General features: G+C 43.5%; 20 protein-coding genes. 2 read left to right on the top strand and 18 right to left on the bottom strand.

The genetic code is table 11. The features are described from left to right. Window positions 1–8: 8 nt before the first annotated feature. The 7 genes from MKY64_RS20020 to MKY64_RS20045 all read right to left on the bottom strand — a co-directional run bounded on the left by MKY64_RS20020 (window position 9) and on the right by MKY64_RS20045 (window position 9,594). The gene (locus tag MKY64_RS20020) at window positions 9–4,526 is read right to left on the bottom strand and encodes an amino acid adenylation domain-containing protein (protein WP_340955298.1); all 4,518 of its coding nucleotides are present in this window, start codon (window positions 4,524–4,526) and stop codon (window positions 9–11) included. Window positions 4,527–4,857: 331 nt separating this feature from the next. After that, window positions 4,858–5,448: an antiterminator LoaP gene (gene loaP / locus MKY64_RS20025; protein ID WP_036727781.1), complete on the bottom strand. Its 591-nt coding sequence runs from the start codon at window positions 5,446–5,448 to the stop codon at window positions 4,858–4,860. Between the two features lie 1,329 nt (window positions 5,449–6,777). Beyond that, window positions 6,778–7,098, bottom strand: a complete 321-nt coding sequence (locus MKY64_RS33445) for a 4'-phosphopantetheinyl transferase family protein (protein WP_081751260.1) — start codon at window positions 7,096–7,098, stop codon at window positions 6,778–6,780. 12 nt (window positions 7,099–7,110) lie between these two features. Further along, complete coding sequence (locus tag MKY64_RS20030) at window positions 7,111–7,497, bottom strand: 4'-phosphopantetheinyl transferase family protein (protein ID WP_051478208.1); 387 nt, start codon at window positions 7,495–7,497, stop codon at window positions 7,111–7,113. A 701-nt stretch (window positions 7,498–8,198) separates the two neighbouring features. Continuing rightward, window positions 8,199–8,495, bottom strand: a complete 297-nt coding sequence (locus tag MKY64_RS33450) for a zinc ribbon domain-containing protein (protein ID WP_445671729.1) — start codon at window positions 8,493–8,495, stop codon at window positions 8,199–8,201. A gap of 117 nt (window positions 8,496–8,612) precedes the next feature. Continuing rightward, window positions 8,613–8,900 (bottom strand): recombinase family protein, encoded by a 288-nt coding sequence (locus MKY64_RS20040; protein ID WP_162174707.1) that lies wholly within the window; start codon window positions 8,898–8,900, stop codon window positions 8,613–8,615. 37 nt (window positions 8,901–8,937) lie between these two features. Beyond that, on the bottom strand, window positions 8,938–9,594 hold the full coding sequence (locus MKY64_RS20045) for a hypothetical protein (protein ID WP_051478205.1): 657 nt from the start codon (window positions 9,592–9,594) through the stop codon (window positions 8,938–8,940). Between the two features lie 222 nt (window positions 9,595–9,816). Here MKY64_RS20045 and MKY64_RS20050 point away from each other — a divergent pair, with 222 nt between their 5' ends. Further along, window positions 9,817–10,068: a single-stranded DNA-binding protein gene (locus MKY64_RS20050; RefSeq protein WP_235191965.1), complete on the top strand. Its 252-nt coding sequence runs from the start codon at window positions 9,817–9,819 to the stop codon at window positions 10,066–10,068. A gap of 505 nt (window positions 10,069–10,573) precedes the next feature. Here MKY64_RS20050 and ltrA read toward each other — a convergent pair. The 11 genes from ltrA to MKY64_RS20105 all read right to left on the bottom strand — a co-directional run bounded on the left by ltrA (window position 10,574) and on the right by MKY64_RS20105 (window position 24,352). Then, on the bottom strand, window positions 10,574–11,866 hold the full coding sequence (ltrA, locus tag MKY64_RS20055; protein ID WP_036727773.1) for a group II intron reverse transcriptase/maturase: 1,293 nt from the start codon (window positions 11,864–11,866) through the stop codon (window positions 10,574–10,576). A 580-nt stretch (window positions 11,867–12,446) separates the two neighbouring features. Next, window positions 12,447–13,607, bottom strand: coding sequence for a hypothetical protein (locus MKY64_RS20060; protein ID WP_036727771.1), 1,161 nt, complete (start codon window positions 13,605–13,607; stop codon window positions 12,447–12,449). A 186-nt stretch (window positions 13,608–13,793) separates the two neighbouring features. Beyond that, window positions 13,794–14,852, bottom strand: a complete 1,059-nt coding sequence (locus MKY64_RS20065; protein WP_051478204.1) for a hypothetical protein — start codon at window positions 14,850–14,852, stop codon at window positions 13,794–13,796. Window positions 14,853–14,955: 103 nt separating this feature from the next. Beyond that, a complete protein-coding gene (locus tag MKY64_RS20070; protein ID WP_036727769.1) occupies window positions 14,956–15,510 on the bottom strand; it encodes a hypothetical protein in 555 nt (184 codons plus the stop codon). After that, window positions 15,498–16,064 carry a phospholipase D-like domain-containing protein gene (locus MKY64_RS20075; RefSeq protein WP_051478203.1) on the bottom strand — a complete coding sequence of 189 codons (567 nt, stop codon included), beginning with the start codon at window positions 16,062–16,064 and terminating at the stop codon, window positions 15,498–15,500. Before MKY64_RS20075 ends, MKY64_RS20070 begins: the two co-directional genes overlap by 13 nt. A gap of 61 nt (window positions 16,065–16,125) precedes the next feature. Further along, window positions 16,126–16,641 (bottom strand): hypothetical protein, encoded by a 516-nt coding sequence (locus tag MKY64_RS20080; RefSeq protein WP_036727767.1) that lies wholly within the window; start codon window positions 16,639–16,641, stop codon window positions 16,126–16,128. Window positions 16,642–17,062: 421 nt separating this feature from the next. Further along, window positions 17,063–17,953: an InlB B-repeat-containing protein gene (locus MKY64_RS20085; protein ID WP_340958138.1), complete on the bottom strand. Its 891-nt coding sequence runs from the start codon at window positions 17,951–17,953 to the stop codon at window positions 17,063–17,065. Window positions 17,954–18,501: 548 nt separating this feature from the next. Then, window positions 18,502–19,203 (bottom strand): RNA polymerase sporulation sigma factor SigK, encoded by a 702-nt coding sequence (gene sigK, locus MKY64_RS20090; RefSeq protein ID WP_036691086.1) that lies wholly within the window; start codon window positions 19,201–19,203, stop codon window positions 18,502–18,504. Window positions 19,204–19,331: 128 nt separating this feature from the next. Next, complete coding sequence (locus tag MKY64_RS20095) at window positions 19,332–22,580, bottom strand: DEAD/DEAH box helicase (protein ID WP_340955311.1); 3,249 nt, start codon at window positions 22,578–22,580, stop codon at window positions 19,332–19,334. A gap of 44 nt (window positions 22,581–22,624) precedes the next feature. Further along, a complete protein-coding gene (locus MKY64_RS20100) occupies window positions 22,625–23,434 on the bottom strand; it encodes a protein phosphatase 2C domain-containing protein (protein ID WP_340955313.1) in 810 nt (269 codons plus the stop codon). Between the two features lie 180 nt (window positions 23,435–23,614). Beyond that, window positions 23,615–24,352 carry a hypothetical protein gene (locus MKY64_RS20105; protein WP_340955314.1) on the bottom strand — a complete coding sequence of 246 codons (738 nt, stop codon included), beginning with the start codon at window positions 24,350–24,352 and terminating at the stop codon, window positions 23,615–23,617. Window positions 24,353–24,549: 197 nt separating this feature from the next. On the opposite strand from MKY64_RS20105, the gene MKY64_RS20110 reads away from it, so the two are divergent. Beyond that, on the top strand, window positions 24,550–25,182 hold the full coding sequence (locus tag MKY64_RS20110; protein ID WP_340955315.1) for a CPBP family intramembrane glutamic endopeptidase: 633 nt from the start codon (window positions 24,550–24,552) through the stop codon (window positions 25,180–25,182). Window positions 25,183–25,191 lie beyond the last annotated feature (9 nt).

Here is a 25,191-nt window from a genome sequence, read left to right on the forward strand (position 1 = left end):
TTCCTCACTTATAATGAATCTAGAATGTAATTCACCTCATCCTGCGTTAAATCGACGGAATGAAAATCTAAATTGGAACGTCTGCCTGCTGCCCCTGAATCTGCCCCCCATTGGGCGATCCTCTCAATATTCTCCTTGAAGATTGCCGCTAACCGGTGAATAGACTTCATTGTATAGCGCTTATGGTTATAGCATATTTCTGTAAAAAGCCGGCGGTTGATTATATAAATATTGATGTCCATCAGGGATGTACATTGATTGCCCGGGTGATTCTCATATTTCCGCTTGGTTAGGTCGAGATCAAAACTGTCCATGTCAAGCGCCAGATCTCCCAGATAATTGAACCGGATATATTTCTGGCATGTCCCTGTAAACAAACCCTTATGATATTGTAAAAGACCAAATCCGTTACCCTTATTCGGAATTGCCTGGAGTTGGTCTCTCAACTCGCCCAGTTGGTTCTGCAGGCTGCCTGACCCTAACGTTATTCTCACCGGATAAATGGAAGTGAACCATCCCACCGTCCTGCTCAAATCAATATCCGTATCCAGGCCATCTCGTCCATGCCCTTCTAATTCAAAGACTATATCGAGTTCCCCTGTTAAATCGTTCATGGTCCTTATAAAGGACAACAATAGCAATTCATTCATAGAAGAATGAAGCCTCACGTTGGCTGCAGTGGTCAAATGAAGCGTGGTTTCCTCACTGAATCCCCATTCATGCACAATACAATTTGCGATGATATCATCTTCCCGGGCTACTTCCTGATCATCCCCTTGAAAAGAAGCCGACTTAGCGGCAACCACGCTCCAATATTCTTGCTCTTCCTGCTCCAGATCGTCCAGCCTGCAAATCATCGCATCGGACCATTCTTTAAGCGAATGGGTTCTCACCAAGGAATTGGCAGAAAAAGCTCCCCCTTTCCCGATCAGTCCGTCCAGGTCGCGCAAGAGGATCCGCCAGGATACTCCGTCTATGATAAGATGATGGGCCACGATCATACATACTTGTCTCTGTGCGCCTAAATCCGCCAAGCATACTCTCAATAAGAGGTCATTATTCAGGTCAAAAGCCCTGTTTAACTGGAAACTGATGTGGTCCATTTGCTCAGCTTGCTCCCCTGCGGACAGCCCGCTGAGGTCATAAGAGCCAACTACTAACGGAACGTTTAAATGCCGGTTATTATAGAACATGCTACCCGATTCTTTGTCCAGGTTAATTCTTAAGCCATCATGTACACGGATGAGCTCTTGAACCGCCCGTTGCAGCATATTCTTATCGGTGTTCCGCTTCATGTTAAGTACCACCGATTGCATATAGTGCCCCGGGCTGGCTAACTGCTGCGACTTAAACCAGCGCACAATCGGTGTATCCTCAATATTTCCTTGAAGCACTTCCTGTACGCTACCAGTATTCAATTCTAAACAATCTATCATCTGTTCAATAACAGGAAACGACAAGATATCCCGTACACTTATTTTTAAGCCGAACTGGTCTAATAATGCGGAAGCAATTTGAATAGCTTTTATGGAATCGCCCCCCACATGGTAAAAGTTATCCTTTAGGGATAATTGGGAGACATTGAGAATATTTTGGACGACAGAAAGAAATAACCCGCTGATGTCATGTTCCGCTGCTCCCCTCTCTGTCACTAGGCGCTCCGTTGAATCAGAAGCACCCTGCTCAGGAACCGGAAGTGCCGAACGGTCAATTTTCCCGTTGGGGGTAAGGGGCATTGTATCCATCCTGATAAAGTAAAGCGGACACATATAATCCGGCAGCTGCCCGGATACAAAACGTCGAAGGTCCTTATCGTTAATATCCTTCTTGGCAACATAATAAGCGACTAAAGCAACAGCCCCGTTGATATTATGGTCAACAATCGTCACATGCTCAATATTCCTGTGCTTCAGCAAAAGGTTCTCAATTTCCGGTAATTCCACCCTGAAGCCTCTAATCTTCACTTGCTGGTCCATCCGCCCGAGATACTCCAAGCAACTGGCTGAGGCTAATAATTTTCCCAAGTCTCCTGTGCGGTACATCCGGTTCCCTTTATTAAACGGATCTTCCATAAATTTATCTTTAGTTGTCTCTGGTTGATTCATATAGCCTCTCCCGACACTATCCCCTGAGATATAAATCTCCCCGGATACCCCTGTAGGAACTGGCCTTTGTTTTTCATCGAGTATATAGATTCGGTTATTATGGCTGGGTTTCCCGATAGAGACCGACGCAGCCCTTTCCAGTTGCGGCTCAAAGCGGTGGATCATACAACCTACCGTCGTTTCTGTCGGACCATATTCGTTGTAAATGCGGATGTTCCCGTCAAAATTGTCATAGACGGCCTGTGCCAACGCCTGCTTCAAATCCTCACCGCCGACGATTAATGTATGGACACAGGACTCCTTATATATTTTGTCCTTTATTAAGTTCAAATGTGAGGGTGTGGCCTTCACAACCGTCGCATGTTTGTCTTTAAATATCCGATAAAAAACATATTCATACGCATTATCCTCATACACTGCGATCTCGCCGCCGCTCAACAATGGCGTAAAGACGGAGGTTACTGTTAGATCAAAGGCGAGTGAAGAATAGAATGCAAACACCTCGCGGGGTGCTTTAACATAAACTTGCTTTGCCCACCAGATATAGTTCACCAAATTGCGATGCTCAATCATGACACCTTTGGGTCTCCCGGTTGATCCCGAAGTATAGATCACATACGCAAGATCTTCTGGGGAATTCACAACGTTCAAATTCCTGTCTTCCCCATTGTACAGGGATGAGTCTTGAACATGGACGACTTCCCCCCAGAAATCATTGTCGGGAAACGATGTATTATTAACAAGAAGTATCTGTACATTCGCATCCTGCAGCATATACTTTATTCGATCCGGCGGATAAGACGGGTCCAAAGGAAGATATGCGCCTCCCGTCTTCAAGACTGCAAGTATACTGATAACCGTCTCAATGGAATGTCGGGTAAGGATGCCTACTACCGATTCCACACCCACATTCCTTGACCTCAGAAATCTTCCAAGCTGGTTGGCCTTCCGGTTCAGTTGGTCATACGTCATAACCTCTGAGCCGAAGCTTACAGCCCGTGCATCCGGACATTCATCCACATACTCTTCAAATAATTGATAGACAAGCTTATTCCGGGGATATGCGGATTCTGTACGGTTATACTCTTCCCGGATATTATCACTCTCAGTCGGGACATGAAGGCCAAGTATGCTATTAAGAGGATGCTTTATCATTTGTTCCGCGATATCTGTAATTGTCCCATACATATGATTGATCTGATCCCTGCAATACAAATCTGTTTTGTAGTCAATATCAATTGTAAGAGCGCCGTCTGCGTCCCAATCTCTGATGATGACATGCAGGTCGTACAGCTGACATCCATTGTAGAATTCCTTATTTTCAACTTTCAGATCATTGATAGCATTAGGCAACGCCGTATTGTAATAATTGATGCTTATTTTCATCAGTCCGTTTATATGTGGGTGTCGTTCTTTGAGGTCGTGAATCATCATGTCATAGGGATACTTCTGGTGGAAGTAGCATTCCTTGAGTTCCCTTTGGATGGATTTAAATGTCTCCAATACAGATGTACTAGGCTCCACCCTGAACCTGAACGGCATCGTACTTGTGAACATACCGAAGATTCCTTTTTCCTTTTTCCCTGAACGGTTCAATACCGGAGTTCCGATTACCAGTTCAGACTTGTTTAAATACAAATAAAAATACGCAACGAACATACTTATAAAGAATGTGTTAATTGTAATTTCATTATCTCTAACATATTGTTTCCATTGAGCAGCTGTATGCGGGTCTAGAATAAATGATTCTCTACACCCTTTCTTTACCTCTAAATGGACTGAGCTACAATCTTCTGGTATGATGTTAAACTTGTCACACCAGAACGCTTTATCCTTTAAACGCCGCTTTGAAGATAAATAATTGTTTTCAATTGCAATATACTCACTGAACGGCAGTGCGTCTGCACCCGCATATTCCTGAATTCCTGTAAATTGCTTATAGTGATCTGCAATCTGATTTGTTAACAAATGGATGGACCAGCCATCCGCTATAATATGATGTAATTTAACAAAATAACCGCATTGTCTATCATTTAATATGTACATCACAAAACGGAAAAGATTACTGTTTTCTTTGAAGAATGGCAGTTGCGCTTCTTCCTTCACCCAGTCATCGAATGCTTGTTCCGGTACTTTATGACTGCGGAAATCAATAATAGGGATGTCAATATCCTCACTTCTATATTCCGCTATAAACTGCATGACAACGCCGTTTACTTTTTTTAGCTGTACCCGGATTCCTTCGTTGCTTCTGATGACGGATTTTATAGCTTGCTCCATTAATTTGAAGTTAACCATCCCTCCAATGTTTACCGGGCCGCCAATATTATGGACGGATGTTCCTGAATAAATTTCCTCAATAACCCAAACCCTGCGTTGAGGATGGGTTAAAGGATAATATTGTACGTCCCTTTCCTCCATAACTAACTACCTCCGTACATATAATAATATAAAAAAAAGACAAGACACTGGGTGTCTCACCTTTTTCGTTTCAGAGATGCATTTATTAATTGATTGCCTTATAAAGACATAGTTTCACCATGTCATCCAAGTATCCACCTGCACTACGGGAACTATAAATATATGATCTCCATTAGCGGTTATCGTGCCGAAACAACGTATAACTTATAGAGACTTCTATTAAATTATCAGCTTGAATTATATATATATCAATAGATAAATTCGACAAAAATGGAACATTTTTAAAATGTGTTAATTCTGCGGGAAACTTCAAAAAACTCTACTACACTTATTAGTTGTCTATATAATTACCTTCTATGTAAAAATCCTTTTCTTCGTAAAGTAATGAGACATGTATTTTCACCTTGTGCTTGCGCTTATCAATCTTTTTTATCAAATATTCTTTTCCTACCAGAGGCCCGGAAACCACTTCTATTATACCGTCTTTAATTCTAAAATTAGAGGGCTGAATAATATGGCCATCATCGAGCAAGTTAGTTATAAATAATAAATCCTTTTCATCCACCTCTTTAAAATAACTATTTTGAAATGCTTCACTTTTTAAAGTTTCACAGTACTCTTTGTTAACTTTCTTCACGTTTTTTAACTCTAGCTTTAAATATTCTGTATCGTAATTAATTAAACGGTATAAATGAGGTGTTTTTTTTAAGTCGTAATACTTCTGGAAGTTTAGTCCTGAATCGATATTCGCAAAAATATAGCCTGGAAATAATAATTTTAACGTTGCAACCGTTTCTCCGCCTCTCCTTTCCGTCAAATAACGTCTAGGCAGGACAAACTTGTAACTCGGATGCTGCTTCATTAAATAGTCGGTTACTATTTCTTCCTTACCGCTTTCAACATACAATGCGTACCAACCCACAGGAGATCACCTTCACTAATTTAAGAGTATTGGCTTTACTGGCAGGGAATTGTTCCAACTTTATTAGTCCAATGTTTGCGTTTACAATATTAAATTCTTCAGTATGATTATTGTATTGCAGCAATGTCAGATATATCGCGTTCACACATCAATTCATTCAATACTTTAGCTAGTACTTCCCTTTCGTGCGACTGAATTTTTTGTAGGTTATTGATTATTTTATCTTTAACGATTCATTCTTTGTAAATATATACTTAATATATAATTTGCTGACCAAGTGAGAATCACGTTCAATCTCCAAGTAATCGCTAATATAGGAATTCGTAACTATTCTTTTTGGTTCCAAATATTCTAATCTCATTAACATAACTTTTTTGTGCTGCCACAATACATATAAAGGACATTTATTCCAAACCTCTTTGGCACACATTAAAAAGTTAACCATAATGTGATATTTTCCCATATAAACCCCATATCACTTACATGACTCATCCATTGATCATTAGGATTACAATATCTCTCTACGGTTCCCATTCTTTAAATCCCAAAGTAGTTTTCCACCTCGTAATTGACAAGTTTAATTCCTTCCAACCAATCTTCAAGATCCAAAATATTAAAACTTTCGTAGGCTGCATTCAATTCGCTAAACAAAACTTCTGTATAGCTATGTCTTCCATTAGCATAGTTATCTGCAGTATAAAATACCATTCTGTCAGTATCTACTCCAAAGATAAAATATCATGTTCCTGATGTGTTTGTTGGAAAGTGTCGGTGTATTTCGAAATATAAAAAGTATCAACCAGCAGATAAACATAAGACTTTTTAGAATATCTTTAAGAAAATCAGTGAAAGACCTGTAAAGCCTATCCACCATTTTTCTTGACACTTTTTGCAGATTAATCCATGAGCAAAAATGGAAATGATCATTTGTATAAAAGTCTAATCTCAGAATATCTTTTATATAGTCATTTTTGTCGGCGAATAATTGCAGATAAATATTAAAAACCCAGTCTAAATAATTCTTATTTTGTGAGATTATCGATAGTAAGTTTGCATGATTTGGATAGCAATCAATAATTGGATACTTCATATACAATTTAATTTCCAAACTCTTGCCTCCCTAATAATATCCCCCCCATATTAATCAAAATATTTCCTTATTATTCATATTACTTTGTTTTTTTAAAGTTTAATGTACTAAATATCATATTTCCCAAACCCTGTTATTTTATTGATAATACAAATACCTGATGCCCCCACCTTGTTCATATCAGGGCGTGAGGGCATCAGGTATAAGACAAATTGGATCAATATTTGTTCATCCCTTACTCAAACATGCTCTCCAGAACTATCTTCCAACTGCCTTACAGCGTCTAATAATTGATCAAGACCCCATATTATGAATTTTGGCGGAAAATCCTCACTTAAGCTGCACACAGCTAACTTGTACTGAGGATGTACCTGATATTGACGAAAATAATAACGCTCAGGGCTGTGCCTATTCTCAAATAAAATATCATTACCGTTAACCGAAAATGATACTAAATTTAATGGGATGGTCAAGCCTTGACCATAAGCTTTAATATAGCTTTCCTTTAATGTCCATAAATCATAAAAATACTGAATTTTCTCCTTTTCATCCTTTAAAATTAATTCTTTATATTATTTCTCCGCGAAGAACCTTTTAGCAATATCCATCTCTATTGGTTGAATCTTCTCCACGTCTATACCGACAGGACTTTGACCAACTACAGCTACAACCCATTCTCCAGAATGAGACACATTGAATTCTACCGGATATGTCGCTAAATATGGCTTACCATAAGCATTTGATTCAATTTGAATATCTGAATTTTTCAAACCTAATTGCTTACCGAGAAGTACACGGATAAGAAGGTCTGCGGCCAGCGACCGGAGAAAGTCCCCTTTACGAATGTATCGACTTAAACGTTCACACTTTTCTTCAGGTAAAAACTTTAAGTAAACCATATATTCACTTATTGAAGTTATTTGTTCAAGTAATGTAAATCTTATACAAATAATGTCCACAGTTTTTCTCTCCTAATTAAGATAAACGGAAGCTTAAGCCTTTTTTACTTCTGTGAGAAAGAATTTTTTATACTATTCACATTTAGGTCGTGTCTGAAAACTCTTCATTGAGTCAATTTAAAAATGGAAGCCACGTATACAAATGCCAAGAATGACTTGGCTTGTCTATCGTAGCGAGTAGCCACACGGCGAAAGTGCTTGATTTTATTGAAAAAGCACTCCACTAAGTGGCGTTCTTTATACCGATACCAATCGACGTTCCATGGGTTTTGACTATTCGCTTTAAGCGGGATGGTGTAGGATGCCTGTTTAGCTGTGATCCAATTCCGAATCGCTTCGGAGCCATAGGCTTTGTCGCCAAGAATATGCTATAAATCGAGTAGGAGGAGGCGGTGAGCCTCCCTCCTCTCACACCACCGTACATTCGGCTGTCTCTGCTCTTCATACTGTTTTTTGCAAGTAAAAAACAAGCGATATCTCTGATCGGATAGTTGCTGAGATATTATTGGACAGTCATGATAGATACTCGATAAGTTTTTTATATAACTTAACCGATATCTTAAAGCCGCAAGGGTAGCGTCAAGAAGTTTGTGTAAGAGAAGTAGAAGTACCTCCCCGGGGTTACGGGTTGGGGGTGTAGTGTTTCTGGGGGAGGGGGAACCCTTGATCTGATTAACAAACTTCACAGGATCAGTTATTATTCAGATTACCTGCCCCCAAATGTAGTCCTCAATTTGCTCAGCATTAAAAGAAGGTGCTATACATTTTTCAATCTCGGGTCCATATTTCTTGGGAACCGTATTAGGGCAACGATATCTTCGACTTTTACCAATCTCACCGGTTTCCTTATCTTTAGCACCTTTAGTAGTGGTCGCATCATATGTTCTTCCGCAATGTCCACATTTCAATAAAGACTTTAATAAGTACTGATACTTCTTATTGCCTACGTATTTATTTGTATCATTTTGAACTCGTTGCATCTGTGCCAGTTTCCACATCTCGCTATCTATAAGCGGGGGAACATCGACGGTCAACCAATCCTTACGGTCTCGAAAGGTGTATGATTTTTTGGGATTACCTCCATCAGTGAGTTCGCCTTTAACCTTCTTAGTTTCTCAGCGATTGTAATAGTACTTTCCAATATAAATTTCTGAAGTCAAGATCTTACTGATACTGGATGCTCCCCAGTTTGAACTTTCGGCTCGTTTAGGTTTAACTTTACCGTAAAGACGGTCTCCGATTTGACGCAAAGTAAGTTTCTCAAGTACATACCATTCATAAATCATTTGAACATACTGACGTTCAGTTTCATTTACTACTAGTTGACCTTCCTCATACTTATCAAAACCAAATGGGGCTACACGCATGGGCATAATCTTCTTATCATTTCTAACTTTTTCCAATCTGCCTCGGATCGTCCTTTTTCTTATCAGTTGCAACTCATATGATGCGATTGCAGACATTATTCATCGCGGTCTGGTTCAGCAATCCAACAAGCTGCGTATAGACATGCATCTCCTCGGGTGTGCGTTCAGTTGGGAAAAATTCAAAACTGATCGTGCTGCTGTCAAAACTGAAGGTGATGCCTGGGTAATATTGTTTGCCAATTTCAAATATCGCTGTCTTGAATTTTTCCATTGTATCGACATTAGCATCATTGATGGCTTTAGCAAAACTATCTTCGATAAAATTCGCTTCAATACCAAGCGATCTCTTTACAAGTACTTGTTTGCCGTAAAGCAAATTAATCAAATTTCTAAGTGTTATCCCTGTGTGACCTTCCAGCGGGACAACTACTTCCAGTGAAACATTCGTGTTTGCCGCGGGCTTGTCTGGAGTACCTGAATCAACATGTCCGACTAGTCTGACTGGTTCTTCTGATTTTAAAGGTTTCTCTTGTTTCTCAATAACCTGACTGGTCAGTAAGCTGTCAAGAGCAACCTCCGTGCCATTCGATGTGGTGATTTTACCCGCTCTGTCAATCCAGTAAATCTCCGTATCAGTCTCAATCTGGTAAGCGAAGCTCGGAACTCCCATGTACTTAGGCTCTATTCCTAGATGGTCGCTCAGCGCCTTAACGACTTCTTTTCGGTCCATATTAACCTCCAATTAGAATCGATGTTCTCAACGAGCTTGGGGATAACCCCTTCCATTGAGGTTGTAACCGTTCTAACTTGGACGGAGGTTTAATGCAAGTAAATTATCGAGCATGCCCTGATAAACGGATTGACGGATATGTATGACAGGTGTAGCATATAGCTACTAGCTATATGCTATTAGCTACTACGAGAAAATCTCGAACAGAACGGAGGATGTAAAATGCTAATCGATAAGAACACTTCTTTGGAAGACTTGATGAACATTGCCAAAGCAACTGTTCCAAGTCTGGTTCAAGGTGAGGTCTTCCTTGTCAAAGATCTGTTTCGGGGCTTTGAGTGGAACCGGATCGCAAAGGGTAATCGTACTAAGCTTGGCTCCATGTTCCTAAACTACGCTGAGAAGCATGCAAGCAATTCCCTTAAGATATTAGGGAAAACGCCGCAGAATCAGCAAATGTACGAAAAGCTGTAATCAACTTTATAAATTAAAAGAACAGGGATGGTGACTCTTATAACACCGCCCCTGTTCTTTTGAGTTTAACCCCTGCCTGCTTTTCTTACCCCTGTCTCAAAGTCATTCCGACACCATCTGACAAATGTAGATGAATGACGTAGGTACGTCTTAGCCGCGCTAGGTTCAAGTTGACCCGCCTTCAGCTTCTCCGTTACTTCTTGCTCATACTGCTCATATAATAGCTCCAATTGCTTGATAAATTCCTGCGATGCTTTCATTCGGATAACCACCTTAGAATATTGGCATAAGCTCATTATACTGAACTGGAAGCATTTGCATAAGTAATTGGAGATATGTGATTCACAGTTGTGATTGAACTATGTGAGTCTAGGATTAGGATTAAACACAGTACACAAGTCATCTAGAGTAAAGGGCTGGTATGACCCAGCCCCTCCTCATCAAACCGTACGTGAGGTTTTCCCTCATACGGCTTTCCGATGTTTGTCATTCATGGGCATGCAGATTACAATAGCGTTTTTAGTCCACACTTATTGGCCATATACTTGACCTCCGGGAATGAACTCATCCATCTCCTCCGATTTCTCTTCTTTGCATACCACCGGGTGAATCGCTGCAAAATATACCAATCCAGCTTCGCTAACCTCTTTTGGCTGTAGTTCGTGTAGTAATAATTTCTCCATCCCTGTATCTTTGGATTGAGCCATTCCACGTGTTCCTCAAACGATTTCCAGCGCATGCCAGGCGGTGCTAATCGGTCTTTGACCACGCCTCGGATGCGTTCCTCTGCCTTCTTCGTTAGCCACTGCTGGGTGGTATAGTACAACTTCCCTTGAGAAGTTTCTGCTTTCGTTTTTCGGTGGTGCATTCCTAAGAAGTCGAAGCCTTCGTCTCCTGTCCACAGACCTACAATGCGGGTTTTGGTCGGATGTAGCGTGAGTTCTAGACATTCCATAATGTTGCGGATGAGTTCATATGCATGTTCTGCATCCTTTTTGGTTTTACAGACCACGACAAAGTCGTCTGCATACCTCGTCAGTTCTCCCAACCTACTTCCGTGTTTCTCCCATAACCGGTCAAAGTAGTTCAAATATCTATTCGCCAACAGTGGCGAGATGACGCCACCTTGGGGTGTACCTAGATCGGAGCGCCGTAGGTTTCCTTCTTCCATCACTCCCGCATGAAGCCACTTCCGTATTAATTTCAGGATTCGCCTGTCATTGATACGCATTTGTACCCATTTCATGAGCTTCTCCTGATTAATGTTGTCGAAGTAGCCTTGGATATCGACGTCGACTACCCAATTTTCTTTGCGGTTGCAGGCTTTCCGGATTCGTTCCAGCGCTCCTTTCGCACTTCGCTTCGGACGAAATCCGTAGGAGACTTCTTTAAAATCGGCTTCAAAGATGGGTTCAATCACCAGCTTGGTTGCCATCTGCACTACTCGGTCACGCACGGTGGGGATGCCTAGCGGTCTTGGCTTCCCGTCTTTCTTCGGGATATAGTGCCGCCGTACCGGCTGCGGATGGTAGCTGCCTGCTTTCAGTTCTCGCTCACATCTTTTGAGAAATCTCGTCACTCCCTGTTTCTCGATTTCAGCGAGCGTTACGGCATCTACTCCCGCAGCTCCCTTATTCGCTTTCACCCGTCTCCAGGCTTCGCACAGCACATCCCACCGGTAGACTTTGTCATACAAGGCGTGGAATTTACGCTTGTTGTTCTCCTTGGCCGCATGACCTAGCTTTTCTTGGAGTTCTTGAACTTTTTCCTTGGGTGTCGTTAGCCGTTTGGCATTCACTCACTCGTACCTCCTCCAAAAGCGTAAACAAAGCAGGGCTCCTTCCCTCCCTAAGGTTATGTTGTCCTTAGGTTCTTCGGTACTATAAGCCCCTCGGACTCCCTTCCCACAGACGGTTCACTTCGTCTTCTGGACTTATAGAGCGTCTCTCTACGGGTTCCTTAAAAAAAATTTTTTTCTCCCGTGTGGGGAGGGTCTCCCCAGTTCACTGCATTATCTTTCAATCCATGCCGTTCCCTATACGCCGGAGGATTCTTCACTGCTGTTCCAAGTTCTGAACAGTTTCCTTGGCCTTCGTCTATTGTTTCGAGACTCGGCATCCTCTCTTCCCCTTCGCAGGGCCTTTTTGACGACGCGGCAAGATTCACTTCATGTTGCGGCCTGGATTGTTGCTCGCCCAGTCTCTGACTGGTACTTTTGTCGATGCGCTTTTACACACAGATTTCGCCATGCGCAAGCATCCTAGCTACAAAGGTGGCTTGGTCCCTCCTTTGGTTGGACTTTCACCAACTAGGTAATGCGTGCCTCTGGGCACGCAAACAAGAAAAGAGGTGCAGATTTTCCCTGCACCTTGTAAGCATTACTCGGAACGGAACTGAAACTGACTATCAATCCATTCCTTAACCATTGTCTTTGATTGAAAAAAGATTTGGGTTATCACGAGCAGGTCGGAGAACATAATGTCGTCAGCTCGAATCAGATGAGTGCGATAATTCGCGTCTGTAATTCGCTTGCCTTTGGTCAAGGTAGAATTCATTCGCTCTTCGATACTGTCCCCTGTATAAATGTTAATCGCAAGATCCAAATGATTAAGTCTCACCTGATCGAATGGTGTGTCATACGAATCCATTGCATCCAAGTGAATCATTCTTCCAATCAGCATCCCGTCACCAATTGATTCTTCGGAAAGTTCCTCTAGTGACATGCTGAAATGTTTCTGGTTGCCTTCATTCTTCATCGTGGCTACAATTTGTAATTTACGAATGCCATCAATTTGGTATTCCCACCACTGCTTTCGTTTCCATTCATCTCCTTGTATATCTTCAGCAGTATATTCTGGTAAAAACAACTCGCTACCTTCATGTTGATCAGGATGAATTATTAATCGTTCGATCCAATACGGGTTAGGGGGTTGAATAAACTCTTCTTCTAATGATAGTGGCGGTGCCTTTTTAGATACAATGTGTGGATCGACTCGAATGTATAATTTTTTGGTGCCATATTTATGTATTAAATAAGAAGGAACCATTGAGTTGAGGTATCTATCAATAAGAAGAAAAGAGTCTTTGTACTTACAAGTTCTGTGTTTTGGTAAATCGGGAATCGGTTTATATCCAACTGCATCTAATCGAATTAACTCTAGATCAGGATTTCCGTTCGACTTCTTTCTGAGCTTATCATAAAGCTCTGGGTGCGCCTGAAAAATTGGCTGTGAGGGATTATACTCCTCAAAAGATTTAACTTGATGATAAATGCGACTAGCCTTAAAAATCTCTCCTAATATACTGGTAAGTGCAGAATTATCATCACCAATTAGAGTAGGAAAATTATTACCAACTAGATGAACCAAATTATGGTCTTCCGGCGTAAGCATCTGCTTTCTTACCGAAATCAACCGTGTTATACTATCGGTTTCGTTCTGCAACTTGTCTTGTAAAAAAGCCGCTGCTCCGGCTAAGTCCAATCTTTGGCTTTCTGCATATCGCTGAATACACTGCTCATAGAATTCTAAATCATCCATTTTGCCGCACACCTCTTTCAGTAAGGAACCTACATTTCTCTTATCTTATCCCATTAAGGATCGTGTCTCAATTTACACCCACTATAAATAAAGTATGTATGATAGTTGCGAACGTAGCCATCGAAAAGCTTCATTAAAATAATATTCAAAGTAACCCCCATAGAGTAAATAACAATATAATACAGATCAAGTAGTCATGTAATGTTGTCTTACCCAATTAAACGTTCTTGTTGGTGCATTACTCACCTTGCCTATTTCACTATCTGGATCAAGATAGTCATGAATATAATTTTCGATTTCATCCGGTAATTTTTCTAGCTGTAGTAAATCGTTGATTCGCTTAGAAAGTTTATCAAGACCTTCCCTACTATAAGATTCATAATGATAATAAGTGTAATAATCCCAAGTCCCCATCTGAGCACCTATTCCGAAAATTTTAACCTCATTCGGCTCTAACCATCTTGTCAAATTTCTAATTGAATCTTCTAAGACCTCAGCCAACTCGTTAGCTTCTTTCCACTTTTTAATCTTCCCATCAACTATGGCATTAATTTCTTTCTTGAAATTATTAAGAGCCTCAATTCTTTTCGGTAGCTGTTCCGTATTTGCAATCACTGAAAGAGCTTCCTCTATTAATTCAAGCATCGAGTAAAACTCCCTAATATCTTTATCGGTACAACCAAACAATCCAAATGAAATCCCCATTATACCCCTAACATTCAATCCATAGAACCCAAGATCAAGCGCACTTACCATCCGATTTCCTTTTACAATCGATTCTTGAGGTAGCTGTGTCATAAATTGACTGTAGTATTTTTGAAAGAGCATAGTGTTTTTAGCTAACTCTGATTGAATGTCATCCCAAAATAATATTTGAATACTAAACGTTCCAGACGCTTTTCTTTTTATATTCTCTAATCGTACTGACTCTTGTAATACACTATCCCTTTTACCTGTAGTGGCAACGTAATAAGCATTAATAGCAGGTTTAAAGGATTCTGCCTTTTGTGCTTCATCAATTATTGTTTGAAGGTTCAAGTTTTCTGTATTCTTACATTGAACTCCAACAAACTCACCTTTATGGTTTTCTCCGAATATATCAACGCCAGCTTGGTCTTGTCCTTGCCTCCCGTTCATTTCTAAGTCAGGAGAACTCCACTTTTCACTTAACGCATCACGAGTCAGTGACTCAAATTCTTTCCAATCTTGTGGTGGTGCAAGTTTAGAAGTTGCAACTAGTGGCATTCAACATACCTCCATGCTAATAATGTAGTTTACATTTCTAGTACAACAAAGAATTGCTTGATAGAGTTTTGGTGATGCTTTCATTCCGATTAGCCCCCTTGAGCTAAGTCTTAAGCTTATAATAATGGCTGGTATTATCGATTTTTGCCTGCTGATCCTCAAGCCGATTTATTTCGTTTACAGCTGCATGGAATGAATTTTTCACTTGTTCCAAATAGTTATATAGCTCGTTTACTGGATCTTCTGCTACTTCAGCTAAGTCATATCGACGTTCAGCAGCCTTATCTACTGCATCTTGTGAAACATCATTCATGTCTTCGTTATGAACCATCTGCTCAGATAGTAAATCGGACGCATACTCAACTGTATCAAATTCAGCAAGTTCATAGATTGGTTTACCATAATCACAAAGATCACGGATTGAAGTAATAGAATCCATGTCAACAAGATTCGCTACGTTTTCCAAACCTGCGACCTCTCGGAACTCATTATCGAGTTCACCTTCGATTTCATCAAGCACATCTAGTAAACTCGCTAAATCGCTTACCTTCAAATAAGGATCGTGAATGTTGTAGATTTCCTGATCCTCATATGGATAACCTACAAACGTAAAAAGTCCGTCACGAATAACAGCAGCTGCCCCCTCTAACCTTGACAACAGGAAGAAAGGAGGATTTTCTTATCATCCAACATGCTTCCGAAGTAAGGAATACCTTCATTGATTAAGATAGGGACAATACTCTCTCTGATAATACTTACCAAATCCTGTCCTCGGACAAAGAACCCCGTTTCCCTGCTTTGTTTGCTCTCTTCGGAATAGTTGGCCGAACCAATATAAGCGATATTATCCGTCATAATCACTTTGGAATGATTACTGAAATTGAAGGATGTAGCTAAGTTATCAATGTTCGATGGATCAAGGCGTTGTGTATAGCGATCAATACTTTCTGATGCACGTTCACGTGGTGCGTCTCCATAGTACCTCTCATATCGGTCAGGGATATTCGTAATGATACGAACCTCGGCATGGGAAGTCGCATCTTCAAGTGCACGAAGCAGTTCCTTACGACGTGCTGAAATGTTGTATGTTGTTACGAATATTCTCTCTGCATTGGGGAAATCGTCCAATACCTCTTGAAAGTTGTATTCCCCTTTCGAAGTGACAATATCAATCTGCCCTGGGATTAATGGGATTATCGTGGTTCTACTCATTCAAATCCAACTCCTTACAATTTTATACTAAAAGAGTAACCCCTTTGAGTACAATGTCAAGCTATTTATTTGATATGGATGTTACTTCCACTCCCTCACCTCTGACCTCAGAGGATATGTCCTTATAGAGTTTCACTACAACTCCCTTTACCGCTTCATAATGCTGCATCGCCATTTCATACGCCGAAAGACCAGTATCCGAGTAATGTGCCATTACGATGTAGAGTCCTACCGTTGCAACCGCGCTGATCACGAGGAATTTCAGGATACTGCCGAAGAATCCAAAGAGACTGATGACCCCATTATGCAGGGCTTTGAATAACCCCTTTACTGGTGCTACAACAAAGGTCTGAATTGTCCAGTTCACCGCTTTACCAGCTCGGTCAGCGGTCGTTACTTTGTCTACCTCAACAACTTTCTCTTTGATCGCTGCGGTCTGATCGATATATTCGGCTTCTAATTGCTCGATAACAGGCAACAACGGAGAAGCTTCAACTTCATCCAACATATCGGGTTGCTCTAATGGCGATTCTGCGATATTGTCCGGAAGAGGTGCTGTATATTCAATTGCTTCCATTACCACTCTCGTCTCGGCAAATAGCTTTGCGCTGCTCTCGGCTACGGTCTCCTTGGCTTCGAAATCTTTTTTTTCTTCTGGCTCTTCATCTGTGTAGATGCTTACTCCAACAGGTTCCTTATGGTCTGACTCTGCCGCGGGGAGGTCTTCGCTGGTTGATGAATCGACTGCGATGGCAGCTACTGGCTGTTCAGGCTCAGCATCTGCAGGACTGAAATGGTCATTGGGTATCTCTGGCTCGTCAAAAGATGCTCTTCGACCAAAATCGGTATTCGAGTCAATGTCTACTCCAATTCCGGCATCAATCTTATCACCGAACGAGTCAAAGAATGAGTAGGTTTATTTTCGGGAGTCGGTACTGGCTCTGGTGTTGGTTCAGGCTTCGTCGTTGGCTCTGAACTCTGTGGTGTTTCTGGTTTGACTAGTATTTCTGGCTTGGTGTTGGCTTGGGACTTGGTTCAGGACTTGGCTCGGGCGTTGGTGTAGGCTCTGGACTCCGTGGAACTTCTGGTACTTCTGGCTCTGGATTTGGCGATGGTGTCGGTGTCGGAATAACGGCTTCCTGTTTATAAAAAAAGGGCAACCTTTTGAACGGCTCTGTGGCTGACAGCACCACTTGTTTGACCGCATCACCGATTAACTTGTATATCCCGATTATCGAGTCCGCTGTATACGATTGGTTTCCTAATGGCAAGTCAGTTAGTGTGACATCCGCTTTAACTTTACTGTTCGTATCTTGATCAACAAACTCGACCGTTATCGAGCCTTTCGGATCGGGATGAACAATGACAGGTTCGAAATAAGCTTGTACGAGCTTATCCTCATCCATGATGAATTGAAGCGACTGGTCGGATACTTCTAGATCATTTAGCACCCATTTTGAGAAGGCATACCCCTGACCTGGACTCATTACTGCATCTACCTTGCTGCCCTCATTAAATTGTCCGACTGTTCCCTGCACATCTTGATATACGACAGTTGTTTGATCGTTTGTAACATCGATTTTGCCTTGACCTACGACCTCTACGACCAGTTCAAATTGCTTCGGCATAACAGAGATAGGAGAGAAGTATGCAATAGCGTCCATGTCCCGATCCATAAATACGCTAATAGTCGGGCTTCCCATCTCAATACCGTTGATCATCCATTTCTCGAATTTGTATCCTAGCGAGGGACTAGCAGTCAGGTTTAACGTTTCAAACTCAGGAATTTTGTCAAAGTCACAGCAGCATAAGGGGCTACTGTTCCCGTACCAACTTGATCGACGGTCAATGTGTATTCCACAGGCTGCGGTGCCATTTGCTTGAAATATGCAATCGCTACCTTGTCACTGTCCATCTTCACATTTTTCAAATTAAAAGCCTGGCACTGTGTCCTGAGTCGATACAGATATCCATGCTCCATCATCGTAATCATATGTGCCGACCGTGGGGAATGTTGTGCCTTGCCCTTCCATAGTGACTGTTAGTTACTTTTTCCAGTTCGGTATGCTTGTCCATGACGTTCCCCACTTGTCCGTTTTTTAGATTTGTTTCTTATTCGACAAATGGTTCGTTTTTCCTTGTCAAGGTTTGCTAAGAACTTTGATTCAACTTATATAGATGTTTAAGAATACTACACATTTAATGTTTTCCGCCCTTCTCGTATATCTTTGTTATATTTCTCATATGATTGTAGTAACTGAATATGGAGACCATATATATCTTTGTATGTCATTCAATTGCTCTTCTCTACTAATGAAATAGTATTTTCTAAATTCCATTTCCTATAGCAAGAATAAAAAAGCAACTCATCCGTAGACAAGTCGCTCACTATACAATTTATTTCAAAGAATATTAATTTTAGTTATTCACATGTTGCTCACCGCTTTACCTTATAAAACTCATGATACAGCTTCATCAGCGCTCTTTTCTCAATCCGCGACACATAACTCCGCGAGATCCCCAGCTCCTTCGCTATCTCCCGCTGCGTCCGCTCTTCCCCACCTGTATCAAGCCCAAACCGCCCGACCACAACTTCCTTCTCCCGGTCATCCAGGATATCCAGATTCCGATAAATCTTGCTTTTCTCAATCTTCAGATCTACTTCCTTAATTACATCATCCGCCTCAGAACCGAGGATATCGATCAGGGTGATCTCGTTGCCTTCCTTATCCGTTCCGATCGGATCGTGGAGGGATACGTCTTTGCGGGTTTTTTTCAGCGAGCGTAAGTGCATCAAGATTTCATTCTCTATACATCTAGCCGCAAAAGTAGCCAGCTTCGTGCCCTTGTTCGGGCGGTAACTCTCGATGGCCTTGATCAGTCCGATGGTGCCGATGGAGATGAGGTCCTCCATGTCTTCGCCGGTGTTGTCGAATTTCTTCACTATATGGGCAACCAGCCGCAGGTTGTGCTCAATCAGCAGGTTCCGTGCCTTGGCATCTCCCTCGGCCATCATGCCTAAGTATTTGCTCTCATCCTGCTCCGATAGAGGCTGGGGAAAAGCGTTGTTCCTTACGTAAGATACCAGCAGCGTCAGTTCTTTGATCAGCAGCGCAATCGTGCTTATGATTCCAGGCAACTTGGCGACACCTCCCGCACATGTACAATGAAACCGGTCAGCAAGGAGAACTACGGGTTCATGGTCCTTTTATTCTATGTGGGTAGGTGCCTAGAAGTGCATGTACGGGGAAAATAGGTACGGGCCTCCTATACCCGAAGCAGCTCGCGGATATCCTCCTCCGACAGCCGGGTGGTCTTGTTCTCGCCAGCTTCGATGACTTCTTCGATAAGGTCCTTTTTGCGCTGCTGGAGCTCCAGTATCTTCTCCTCAATAGAGCCTTCGGTAATCAGCCGGATCACCTGGACCACATTCCGTTGCCCCATCCGGTGTGCCCGGCCGATGGCTTGCTCCTCGACTGCCGGATTCCACCACAGATCGTATAGAATCACCGTGTCCGCTCCAGTCAGATTCAGACCTGTTCCACCCGCCTTAAGCGAGATCAGGAACACTTCACCTTCACCTTCATTGAAAAGCTTGCACAACTCCACCCGCTCCTTGCTCGGAGTGGAGCCGTCCAGATACAAGGGCTGAACTCCCGCTTCGTCCAGGCGTTGCCGGATCAGCTCTAACATACTGGAGAATTGTGAGAACACCAGCATTCTGCGGCCGGAATCACGGTATTCCTGCACAATCTCCAGCAATTGCTCAAGCTTGCCGGAGCCGCCCGTATAATTCTCGATGAACAGCGAAGGATGGCAGCAGATCTGCCGTAAGCGGGTGATACCCGCCAGAATCTTCATCCGGCTCTTGTGGAATCCGTCCGCAAGCAGATCCTGTTCGGTATCGTCACGGAGCCTCGCTAAGTAAGCGAGATACACCTGTTTCTGCTCGTCCAGCAGCTCCGTGCGCTGTTCAGTATCAATGCGGTCTGGCAGCTCCTCCAGAACCTCTTTTTTGAGCCGCCGCAGAATAAAAGGGGATACGATGCTGGCGATACGTCCGGCAGGCAGCTCCTTGAAGGTCAATCGTCCGGTGAACAGCGCCGGGAAGACTGTGCTGAAAATCGCCTCCAGCTCATCCACCGAATTCTCAATCGGTGTTCCCGTCAGAGCGAATTTACGCGCGGACATAATTGATTTAACTGCCTGGGCCGTTTGGGAGGCCGAGTTTTTGATCGCCTGGGCTTCATCCAGAATTAACGCATGAAAGGTTATACCGGAATACAGATCAATATCCCTGCGGAGAAGAGGGTACGAGGTAATAATCACATCCGCTTCTTCTACGGCCTTTCCCTCCAGCAGTCCACTGCGCTCCTCCTTCTGCCCTGCCGCCACTAATACGTTAACTGCTGGTGCAAACCGGGCAAACTCATGGCTCCAGTTATAGGTTAAAGAAGCCGGACACAGAATCAGCACCGGAGCTTTCCCTTGTACCTTAAGCGGCATCTCAGCCAGCTCGGAGCAGATATAAGCAATGCTCTGAATTGTCTTGCCGAGGCCCATATCATCTGCCAGAATTCCGCCGAACCTGAACTTCGACAACGTCTTCATCCACTGGAAGCCTCTGGCCTGATAATCGCGGAGAACCGGCTTCAGCTCAGCGGGCAGCTCGAATTCCAGACTGTCCGGTTCCCGCAGCTGGTCCAGGAATTCCCGGAGGGACTTGCCCCACTTCGTATGCTTGAAGCCATGTCCCCGCTCTGGAAGCTGAAGAGCTTGTACGGAGGGCAGGCGAATTACCGAGTGTTTAAGATCCCTTTGCCTGAGATTCAGCCGTTCGGCAACGGTGCCGAATTCGCTGAAACTGTCCACTTCAATGGGCAGAAACGCCCCGCTGCGCAGGCGAACATACTTCCTTTTCTCCACAATCGCCTGCATGACCCGAACAGTCTCCTCCTCATTCAAGCCTTCCAGCTCAAAAGAGATATCCAGCCAATCCAGACCTTCGCTCAGCTCCGCTTTCACTTTGGGATAAGCTTTACGCTCCAGCACAAGTCTCTGAACAGCAGGTGTGACAAACAGCTCGGCAACCTCTTCCAAAACCGGCACAAGCTCATATAACGCCTCGTAGATGACCGGCTCACTTACGGAAACCCAGTGCTGCCGTTCCCGTCTGAGCGGAGAGTTGTCCAGAATATCAACGATCTTATTTTCCCGCTGCATATTTCGGATCAGGATCTTCTGCTTGCGCGCTTCATCCACGCTATTCTCTTCCAGCGGATGAATCACAATCTCCTCATAATGAAATTCCAGCCGGAAAGTTAAGGTGCCATCCGCATAATCCAGATACAGCTTAGCCTGCAGTTCAGGCTCCACAATTCGCTCGCTTACTGCCTGTTCCACACTTACTTTCCCCAGCTTTCTTAAGGCTGGCAGCACCTGCTGTACGACCGATTCGATTTGTCCGGGAGCGATCTCAATGTTCTGCGATGCCGTGAACTGCTGCCTTAATAGTGAAATCATGCTTATAACATCACTGTTTATGGAATATATCTTCCCGTTCATGATCATAGTGGAGTAGTCTGGAAACAACATCAGCTTATCCAGCGCTGAAGCTGACAGAACGTAGTCCTTCTTCTGCCCTGGTCCAATCGTAAATTCAAGCGGAGGCGCCTCTCCTGCAAGCTCAGCCCGAATTCCCGGGTTCCCCGATCGCCCCATAATGACATTCACCTCCGGAAAAAGCAGTTTAAGCTTGTCCCAGGCCAGCGGGGTGACGACAATTGTTTTCCCGTCCTTTAAGGAGTTATTATGATAGCTGGGGAGATCATTTCTATAAATCTTCTCAGTGTTTTTCATTAGAAGCAACAGTTCAAGGAATTTCATATCCTCAGGATTAATGTGCTGGTTTTCAGAATCAAAGGTAAATATACTCTTAAAGTATAATGGCTTACGCTGCTCGAAATACTCTAGAAATTCGTTTATTTTGGACACTACATACAGACGTTTGATTCCCACACGCATTTCAACGGAGAAATGCGGATTGCTATTGTAACCACCATGAACGTTAAGCGTGAACTCGAACTGCAGCGACTCTGCATGACCGAATAGCACAGGCTCACTCTCACGGGTAAGAACTGATTTCTGAAAAGAAGAAATAAGCTGCTCCATCTGGTTGTATTTAGACTTATTTACGCGTCTGGATGGAGCAGCTTGTGCATCGGTAGGCTCCTTAATCTGCTGCATGTGTATAGCAATAAGTGTTGCCGCCACATGTTTACAGCAGCCATAGTTCTCATAGGCAGGACAAGAGCAGTCTGCTTTGAAGGTATCGGTACGGTCATAAATATCAATATTTACCTCATATACCTTTCTTCCCTTCACCTGTGCACCATAGCTGCTATCATCCGGATAGAAGGTAAGGCTGCGGACACGCCCCTGTTCATAATAAGACTTCCCCCGGTTATAAAAGTCAGTTCCGCAAAAATCTCTAATTGTTCTCATTGTAATCTTCATATTAAGCACCTTCTCAATATAAAATTCATCTTCATCATTTATAGCTAATCACTCGGCATCGCCGCTTCTCTACTATTATCATAACTCCAGGCAACAACCGTAGCACTGTCCCGGCCTAACTGCTCATGTACATCCTCTAATACCTTGTGCACACATCCCTCCAGATCCTCTTCACCTGTAAAAGCAAGATAAAGCCTGCGCGGGTCCTCCATTACCCTTGCCCCAACCTCCAAAAGACCGTCCGTCGTTAACACGATCACGTTACGGCCCTGCCGCAGCTCACGGATGCCTGAAGAGTAACAGGCGACGGGCTGGGCGAAGGTGTTGACGAAGCCAATCCATTCGTAGTAATTGCGCTGGTTCAGCAGATATTGCCCGCGGGCAGCCAGCTCAGGGTGGAGTACATAGAGCGAGTTATCCCCTACCGAGAACCACCAGAGATAATTCTCCATCCGCACGCAGATCAGGCAAGCCGTTTCCCCTGTAACCTGCTTGCACTCGCTGATGAACGTCTCAGATGTGAAAATAGACAACAGAAATTCCTCCAGCGCCCGGAACGCCCGCTGAACCGGGAGCGACAGCAGCCTGATGATCTCATCAGCTTCATTGTCGATTGTGTGGATCAACAGCTCCGCGCTTTCTGCCGTATGATGCGCATCCAGGAGCATTACCCACTCCCATCCGCCGCCCGGCCCGCTTAATACGTAAGCGCCATCTTCATTTTTGTCGGCACCAGCCGCAGTGTTTCCGCCGTAACGGCCGATAACCATACTCTTATATGCACATATAGTGGGTTGATCCAAATACATCTCATCACTGCCCACCCAGCTAAATTTATGAATCTCCTGTTCCATCCTGCTCCTCCTGTCCGTAAGTACACGGTTTTGTATTTCTAGTATTATATACTTATACGCTTCCTGCGTTAAGCCTGCACCCAAGCAGCCGTCATTAGCTGCAAGCAAATAGGATCACAGCAAATAGCCCCCGGACCGTCCATACGGTCTGAGGGCTATTAATTGTCTTACCTATTTAGATCAGCTTACACTGCCGGCTCTCTCCATATACTCTATCTTCTCCCGGCTGATTCTGTAGAGCCTGGCATCCGGCCCCGGATTCAGGCTGTCGCTTGCAGACAGGAATCCTCTATCCGTGTCCCGCAGAATATACACTCCGCTCAGAAGCTCTCCCCCAACCAGCTTGATGTTCATCCTGGAGGCCTGGTAAACATTCGCTCTGTACCAGCAATACAGCGGCCGCATCAGCAGCTTGCCGATCACGAAATAGAGCGCAGTCATAATCAGCAGCACCACATACACCACCGCCCGGTCCTGTCCATAGACGAAATAGAGTATATCGAACTGATTCGTCATGTTAAGATTATACGTGACAATCAGCCTGCTCATCAGCAGCATACCAAACAGCAGGTAGAAGCTTATGCCAAGCACAACATGGATCAGCAAGATCCAAGGCTGGTATGGGGAGAGGCGCTTGCGCATACCGGAGGTCATAAAATACGTAACGAGCAATCCCGCAGCAACCAGCGAAATCAGCAGCGGATTGCTCAGAGGATGAAGTACATACAATAGCAAGCTGTTAATCCCGGCAAAAATTAGAATATCCGCAAGTATGGATTTGGTCCGTTCCCTGCGGCTGCCCGCCGGAAGCTGAACAGCGGAGTCGCCCTGCAGGAAGTCTACAGCCCATACGATCAGGAGCAGAACACTGAACCATAACAGCGTAGTAGAGAACGGAATAAGATTGAAATACTGCAAAAGTGATACACCATCCTTATTTTTCCTTTATCGTATCATTTCCACCGATCTTCCTGCCGTAACATTCATCTCCTACATTGTTATAAGATTTGTAATTGCTTTCTAACTGCAATGCTGCAAGAATAGATACACTTACGTTCTGATACAGACTTACCATCCATACTTACACTCCGACTATCTCTGAGGGGGCACCACTTATGCTGTTGCTGGGATCATGCGTTATTGCTGTACTGCTTTCTTTTTCATACCGGATCTTCGAGAGGATACTCGGGGTTATCTCTAAACCGCAAGAACGGTATACGATTTATTATTGGGGAGCTGCCATGATTGGAGGAAGTGTTCTCTGGAGCAACAGTTATACGTTCAGCGCTACACAGCATGTGATGAGAGTGCTTCCGCTGTTCCTTATTATTCTGCTTGTGAACCTGATCATCTCCAGATCCTCCGGCTATAATCCAGTGGGCACATATAATACAGTCAATTTCGTGTTGTGCTTCCCGATCTTTGAAGAGATTGCCTTCAGAGGACTTATACTGCCCATCCTTGCGCGCCATCCGGTACTCGGTCAGCTGCATTCCACTTCGATCATTGATGTCAGCGGGGCGATCCTCCTTACCTCACTACTGTTTGCGGTGTCCCATTTGCAGTATTACAGGCTGAACCGCGAGAGCGTCAGGTTTATGCTCTTTGCTTTTAGCGCGGGAATATTCTTTGGGCTAATCGTACAAGTTACCGGGTCTATCATGCTGACGATTCCGCTCCATATTGCTTTTAACGGATCAGCCGTGCTGTATGCCCGGGCCTCCGCAAGCAAGCACCTACAGGCCTGACGTATAACT

The organism is Paenibacillus sp. FSL R7-0210, assembly GCF_038009085.1.
Classification (GTDB): Bacteria; Bacillota; Bacilli; order Paenibacillales; family Paenibacillaceae; genus Paenibacillus_AQ; species Paenibacillus_AQ silagei.